This window comes from Crenothrix sp. (assembly GCF_043729335.1).
Taxonomy (GTDB): domain Bacteria; phylum Pseudomonadota; class Gammaproteobacteria; order Methylococcales; family Methylomonadaceae; genus Crenothrix.
The window spans coordinates 186,409-192,408 of the sequence record NZ_JAYTLQ010000057.1 but is presented as its reverse complement, the minus strand read 5'-3'; the positions used below and the strand labels follow the sequence as shown (position 1 = coordinate 192,408).

The following is a 6,000-nucleotide window of genomic DNA, read 5'->3' as shown; positions in this document are numbered from 1 at the left end:
GGTGAGCTTGTCGAACCATGAACCACAAGTCCTTCGACAAGCTCAGGACGAACGGAGTATTTTATATTACTCGACAATGTAAGATTGACTGAGTACTAGGCTGAGTTATCGATAACGAGACTATGCTTTAGACAAAGCGATTAACCTAACCTATAAGACTAGCCATCCGAACCGCAACACGAACACATTCTCAAACATTAGGACACAAAATCATGATACATCACCCACCCAATAACCTGACCCAACACTTTATTTTAAGCGCAAGCATTAGTCTATAAACAGAACTCATATTGAAACCCAAAGGACGCTAAACTCATGAAACAAGACAATACCAATCTGTTTACCGGGCTTACGCTCGGACAAAAGCTGTTGCTACTCTGCATTGTGGCCACCATTCCAGTGTTAATGCCGCTGTACCTGTATTACAGCGGCCAGGAAAAACACATCGAAATTACAGCGTCAGAACAGGTCGGCTTACAACCTGCCAGTAATGCGCTGCAAGTGCTTAATGACGTGCAAAAACACCGTGACCTAGCCTTTGCAGCCCTAAGCGGCGACCCAAAAGCAGAAACAGATCGCCAGCAAACTAAAGCGCGTGTTGATGAACAAATCGTAAAATTTGACAAAATGGCAACCAACTTTAATTATCCAGGCTTAGTTGAAGCCTGGCGTGCGTTTAAAGATGAATGGACCAAACAAACAGCTAGCATTGCGGCCAAAACTTTAACGCCGGAAAAAGCCTGGGATGCCCAAACTCAATTGGTACAACAAATTTTTTCTGTTGAAGATTTAATACTTTCCGGCTCTACGATGGATTTGGATCCTGACGCGGAAACCTATTACCTGATTCAAACCGTGCTGGTAAACACGCCCGCCGTTGCAGAAAGTATGGCACAAGCCCGCCATGTTGGTTCTACTGTATTAACCAGCAATACCGCCCGTACCGACGGCATTGCTCAGCAAGACCGCTTGTTACTATCTACCTTTACAGGACGCAGTGGCGATTTGGCTAAAGTCAGCAAAAACTATATTGAACGTTCAGTTAAAAACTTTCCTGAATTAAAAGCCCGTATTTATCCAAAAACCCAGGAAGCTATCGCTGCTGCGGAACAGACCAACGCATTAAGCAGCGCTGAAATCATTAACGCTAAAACCGTAAACTACCCTGCTCAAGATTATCTTGCCAAATATAATCAAGGCATTGATCAGCAATTTGCTTATATCACCAGCGGTATCGATTCCATCAGCAAAGAGTTTGATCGCCAGATTAAAGCGACACGTACCGCGTTATACACTACCTTCTTTATTACCCTGGTAGTTGTGGCTTTGGTATTTTTAATCGCCACCACGATTGCGCGGTTTATTTCTAGCTCGATCACCAGCCCCATTTCTTATCTGGTAGGTGTAATGGATAAAATGGCAGGCGGTGACACCAAAGTGCGCGCCAACATCCAAAGTTTTGATGAAATCGGGGCATTAGGTCGTCAGTTTGACATGATGGTTGACCAACGTGAGTTGATTAACACCAAAATTATGGATGAAAACGATAAGCTCAATAACTCAGTTATCGATCTACTGCAAACCGTGGCAAAGCTCGCGCAAAGAGATTTAACCACCCGTGCAACCGTTGCAGAAGATGTGACCGGCCCAGTATCAGACGCGTTAAACATGCTTGCTGATGAAACCGGCAAAGTATTGATTAAGGTTGTAAAAATAGCTGGCGATGTCTCGAATGTATCGAGACAAGTACAAAATCAATCCGCACTGGTTATTAGCGAAGCCTCTGATGAAAAACGCGAAGTAGAGCAAGCCGCTCAGGAACTTAGCGACGCATCAAAAGCCATGATAGATATTGCCAAGGTGGCGTTTGCCTGTAACCAGGCTGCTGAAAAAGCCATTCAAAACACTGATAAAGCGCAGGAAACTGTATTTAGTACCGTGCAAGGCATTACCACTATTCGTGACACCATCCGCGAAACTGAAAAGCGGATTAAACGTTTGGGTGAACGTTCACAAGAAATTGGCGGTATCGTTAACCTGATTAACGACATTGCTGAACGTACACACATTCTGGCGCTGAATGCGTCTATGCACGCGGCTTCTGCCGGTGAGGCAGGTCGTGGCTTTGCGGTAATTGCTAACGAAGTACAAAAACTGGCGGAAAACTCCCGTGATGCGACATCCAAAATTTCTGGATTGGTTAACAATATTCAGGTTGAAACCGCTGATACGGTAACCACCATGAACGATGCGATCAGTCAGGTGGTACGGGGTACTGATCTCGCCCAAAAAGCCGGTGAAGAAATGCGCGAAACCCGTGATACCACAGCGACTCTGGCACAGCTGGTAAACCGTATTGCCAAAAGCTCAACTGCGCAATCAGAAACCTCTTTACGCTTGGTAGAAAGAGCGCAGCTTATTCAAAAAAGCTCCACACAAAACTACGATCAATTACAAGCTCAAGGTATTGAAACTGACCGTCTGGTGGAATTATCAAAAGAACTGGTCGCCTCGGTAGGTGTATTTAAACTGCCTAAGGTAGCCGGCTAAACTGGCATCTGTATTGACTTAATAGGCAATAACAGGTCAACAAGCGCCAAAATCTCACACCAAAACCGACACCTTGTTATGTGTCGGTTTTCTTGTTTTAAAGACATACTACGAATATTGTTTAAACTCACTTAGTTATGCGAAAATGCTTAACAAGTTATCTTGATTTTAAACGTGTATTATCTAAAAAATACGTCTACTGCGACTTCTCTACAAAGAGAAAGCTAAGATGAGGCAATGCAAATCCTTGCTATTATTCCCCTCATCCCTACTTTTTACTTCAGAAGATGAGAGCATCACGCTTGCAACGCACTATATTTATTGTGCTGAAAAGCCGTTTAGACACCTATAATTAAATACACAGCAAACAACACCGACAGCGATGGCTATAAAGTGACACAATCTGTCTTGTATACTTTACAATTATGGCCACAGCATGACATGGCATCACTCTTACTCCAAAAGATGATAGAGAAATAATAGATTAAATTCAAATAGTTAAGACGAAACACCCTGTTTTTACAAAATTCGGCGTGATAGTTGCTTGTTATTTTTACACTAGCAATTGCTCGTGAGTGTTACAAAACTTTGCGGCTTTGCCTAACAAGAACATATTAATTGGCTCACTGCAATTGATATAGGTATCTGTATTTTTCACCTTATTTATACTTGTGAGGGGCGATATTCGCCATTTTAATGAGACCAACAAAGCAACAGAAAACCCAATTGCAGATTGCTCTCCTTGGCATGGATGAGCGCTCGTGCAAGATTATGTCTATGTTTTTTAAAGGCCCATGCGAAGGCCATGCTATCGTGGTTGATGAAGGCAATGCTAACGTAGCCATAATAGATACCCGTTTTGAGCATTCAAAACAGTTGTTGGAACAAAGTCTTGAGCAAGGCAAAATGCGCGCCATTATTGTCCTGTCATCCCAGGTGCATGACCGTATCAACCATGACAAGATCATGTATCTGGACAAGCCCATCTCCGCCGACCCAATGTTTGAAGCACTGGACTGGGCAAAAGATATCAGCGAAGGTAAAAAACGCGCCCGGCCTATTCACAGGCCGCGTTTTACTGCACCCAAAGTTCCAGAAACTGCCCCATTAGTTCAAAATAATGGTATACCCATAATACCCATAATATCCATCTCGACACCTCAAACACCAGCCGATACCACATCGCAAGCAAAACCACAGCCCATTGAAAATATCGTCGATCATTCTAAACTTGCACCAGAAAACCTCAGTCCTTCTGAACAAACACAAGACCCCACTGAAAACGCGCTAACCACAACAGCAATCAAAGAACATCTGTCACTGCAAATAGAAGAAGATGAGTTTTCTGAGTTCATTGGCACGGTGGTTGATATTGATCTCGACGATCCGGCAAAGCAACGTACAGCAACTTACGATCCTGAGAAATATTATCAAGGTTATATACAACGTGTCTTTAACCAAGCTATTACCGAAAAAAATATTTTACAAATTACTTTAGGTTGGAACCCGCTTATAATATTGCCAGAAAGCAATCAAATTTGGTGGGATGCCGATGATAAACTCCTTAAAGCCGTATCTGATATTGAAATTAATAGCAAAACGGTCACGGTAATCCCTCTTGATCCCAATGATCTGGATGAATCCACTGTGCCGCCAGAAAAAAAGCAAGACATGGATGCCTTTCTCTGGAAGCTCAGCCTTTGGAGTTCACGAGGGCGCTACCCTCAATCCATAGACATAAACAGCCCTATTCTATTAAAAAGATGGCCCAACTTTACGCGTAACATCGTTACGCCCCACGCTTTACGCATAGCGGCGCTGCTTATAAAAGAAGGTCCGGACACCATGATCGGCGTTGCCAATGCACTTAATATAGAATTACGTTATGTTTCGGTGTTTGTCAGTGCCGCCAATTCACTGGGTTTAATCCGTCAAATACCACGACTCACTATTGATGAAGTAGTGCCACCGGCAGTTCGGAAAAAAACAAATGCACAAAAAAGTATTTTGTCTAAAATTCTTAATAAGCTATTAGGGCGATAGCGTAAGCGCCAAATTTTTTGTGGCAGATTCAACCATTTTTGCAACATGCGTTTTTTATAATGACAACATCGACATGGATGCATTACACCCAAACAAGCCCCCACGCTGTAACACACAACTACGGATGATACATGCTCCATGTATAAAATAATTTTTACAGGCCCAGTAGGTTCGGGAAAAACAACGGCTATCGCTGCCATCAGCGACATGCTACCCATTAGCACCGACGTTGCCGCCAGTGATATGACTAAAGTACGCAAAGCCACCACCACGGTAGCGCTGGATTATGGCCAGATTCAGGTAGAAGGGGGTGAAAAAATCCATCTTTACGGTACGCCCGGACAAGAGCGTTTTGATTTTATGTGGGATATTTTGAAAACCGGCGGCATTGGCCTGATTCTTTTAATCGACACAACACGTCCTGACCCGTTTAAAGATATGCGCTTTTTTCTGGATTCATTTCGCACCTTTATTGATGATACCGGTGTTGCTATTGGCGTAACCCAAATGGATCTGGATAACCGCTTTTCCATTGCTGATTATTGTACGCAATTAAAAACCTTAAACTTAAATCCACCGGTATTTAGCGTTGATGCGCGCGTTAAAAAAGATGTCTCGTTACTAGTGCAATCACTGATGTACTCCATAGATCCCAGCTCAAAAACGGAATAAATTATGGCTAGTTATAAACTGGAGGACGGCCTCTACCTGTATCCCACGCCTGCTGGCGCCTATTATGCCATTGCCTCCAATGACACGGATAAATCAAGGCAATTTTTATGTACCTTATTGCAGCAACAACAAACACCTTTATTAAACATAGCTAATATTAAGCAGTTAATGAACATGGACACGGAAGAATCTTGTCTGGATTTGTTATACCACTGCCAACGCCTGGGCTGGGTTCAGGGCATTAATCAACCCTTACATTTTCCACAAGAGCCTTTGGAAAAATTGTTACCGGGCTTATTGCTTAAGCTGTCACAAACAGGCAAAGCATTGCTGGCCGACAATCAAGGCTTTTATTTGGCCAGCAACGGTTTTCCGCATGAAGTTGCCGAAGAGTTATCAGCATTAAGTGCTGAAATTGCAGTGGTTTACAATCGTAGATCAGGTGTGTTGATTAAGAACTTAGGCCTTGCTAGCAATGCCTGGGCAGTGATTGATGTTACCGGCAATAGCAAAATTGGTTTTTGGCCGATCATGATTGGCGCACAGCGCTTTCATCTGGTTATTTCTGGCCCACCGAATTTCAACCAACCGGAATTTGTATCACTGATATGGGTGCTGACGGTGCGTTACCATAAAACCGGTTCACACGATGAACCGGTTTTTACCCATAGCACTAAAGCCAGTCATCGAAAAAATAAAACCACTTAATACCCAATAGTCATTTATCGATACCGC

4 protein-coding genes are annotated in these 6,000 nt (G+C 43.2%); all 4 read left to right on the top strand.

Annotated features, from left to right (window positions below; all coding sequences use genetic code 11):
- Positions 1–315: 315 nt before the first annotated feature.
- The 4 genes from ACHZC4_RS14270 (at position 316) to ACHZC4_RS14255 (ending at position 5,973) form a co-directional block, all read left to right on the top strand.
- Positions 316–2,550, top strand: a complete 2,235-nt coding sequence (locus ACHZC4_RS14270; protein ID WP_394754531.1) for a methyl-accepting chemotaxis protein — start codon at positions 316–318, stop codon at positions 2,548–2,550.
- A gap of 696 nt (positions 2,551–3,246) precedes the next feature.
- Positions 3,247–4,593, top strand: a complete 1,347-nt coding sequence (locus tag ACHZC4_RS14265; protein ID WP_394754530.1) for a hypothetical protein — start codon at positions 3,247–3,249, stop codon at positions 4,591–4,593.
- A gap of 138 nt (positions 4,594–4,731) precedes the next feature.
- Positions 4,732–5,265 carry an ATP/GTP-binding protein gene (locus ACHZC4_RS14260; protein WP_394754529.1) on the top strand — a complete coding sequence of 178 codons (534 nt, stop codon included), beginning with the start codon at positions 4,732–4,734 and terminating at the stop codon, positions 5,263–5,265.
- Between the two features lie 3 nt (positions 5,266–5,268).
- Complete coding sequence (locus tag ACHZC4_RS14255; RefSeq protein ID WP_394754528.1) at positions 5,269–5,973, top strand: hypothetical protein; 705 nt, start codon at positions 5,269–5,271, stop codon at positions 5,971–5,973.
- Positions 5,974–6,000: the final 27 nt, after the last annotated feature.

What these genes read in the sequence shown, in the direction of transcription:
- ACHZC4_RS14255 (WP_394754528.1), top strand. Translation starts at nt 5,269, where the DNA reads ATGGCTAGTTATAAACTGGAGGACGGCCTCTACCTGTATCCCACGCCT.
- ACHZC4_RS14260 (WP_394754529.1), top strand. Translation starts at nt 4,732, where the DNA reads ATGTATAAAATAATTTTTACAGGCCCAGTAGGTTCGGGAAAAACAACG.
- ACHZC4_RS14270 (WP_394754531.1), top strand. Translation starts at nt 316, where the DNA reads ATGAAACAAGACAATACCAATCTGTTTACCGGGCTTACGCTCGGACAA.
- ACHZC4_RS14265 (WP_394754530.1), top strand. Translation starts at nt 3,247, where the DNA reads ATGAGACCAACAAAGCAACAGAAAACCCAATTGCAGATTGCTCTCCTT.